Source organism: Micromonospora sp. DT4 (genome assembly GCF_049841675.1).
Lineage (GTDB): Bacteria > Actinomycetota > Actinomycetes > Mycobacteriales > Micromonosporaceae > Micromonospora.
On sequence record NZ_JBNCKT010000305.1, the window covers coordinates 1 to 1,045 of the forward strand.

Here is a 1,045-nt window from a genome sequence, read left to right on the forward strand (position 1 = left end):
TATCTGGCGTTGGCCACCCTCAACCGGGTGGTCGATCCCTGCTCGAAACTGGCCTTCGCCGACTGGTGGGCGACCACTGCCGCGGACCGGTTCACCAAGATCCCGGCGCGGGTGCTGGACCACCGCCGGTTCTGGAACGCGATGCGCGTGGTCACCACGGCCGAGTTGGCCGAGATCGAACGCGCCGTGTCCGCCCGAATGATCGCCGAGTTCGGCCTGGACACCACCGGCCTGGCCCTGGACATGACCAACTTCGCCACCTACCTGGACAGCACTAACCCGCACGCCCCGCTCGCCCAGCGGGGTAAGGCCAAACAGAAGCGCGTCGACCTGCGCCTGATCGGCCTGGGCCTGATCGTGACCCGCGACGGCGGGATCCCGCTGCTGTCACACACCTACCCGGGCAACAAACCGGACGTCACCCAATTCACCACCATGATCGACGAACTACGGACCCGGCACACCCGGCTGGGCGGCGACCCGGACGCGATCACCGTGGTGTTCGACGCCGGGCAGAACTCGGTGGCCAACTTCGCCCACCTGAGCGCCGCCGAACTGCACTACGTCGGCTCGGTACCACCCTCGGACTGCCCGGACCTGCTCGCCCTGCCCACCCGCCACCGCCGGCTGGTCGACACCGACCGGTTCGACCAGCTGACCGCCCTGGACACCCGCCGAGAGGTCTACGGCCAGGACCGGCGCGTGGTCCTGACCCACTCACCGAGCCTGCACGCCGCCCAGGCCCGCGGCTTCACCCAAACCCTGACCAAAGCCCAGGCCCGCCTCGGCGTGCTGGCCGACACCCTGGCCCGCGGCCGCACCCGCCGCCCCGCCGACAAGGTCACCGCCGAGATCGGGCAGATCATCAAAGACCCCTGGGTCAAACGGGTCCTGACCTGGCAACTGACCGGAGACACCCCGGCCGAGCTGCGGCTGGCCTGGCAGATCGACGAACAGGCCCACGCCGCGCTGGCCGAGGAAATCTTCGGTAAACGCATCCTGGTCACCGACCGCGACGACTGGCCGGTCACCGAGGTCGTGGCCG

The 1,045-nt window shown here is 69.5% G+C and carries 1 protein-coding gene; it reads left to right on the plus strand.

The window, feature by feature from the left end; translation table 11 throughout:
• Window positions 1-1,045, plus strand: a 1,045-nt coding sequence (locus ACLQ24_RS29795; protein WP_425895065.1) for an IS1634 family transposase, incomplete at both ends; no start/stop codon positions are given.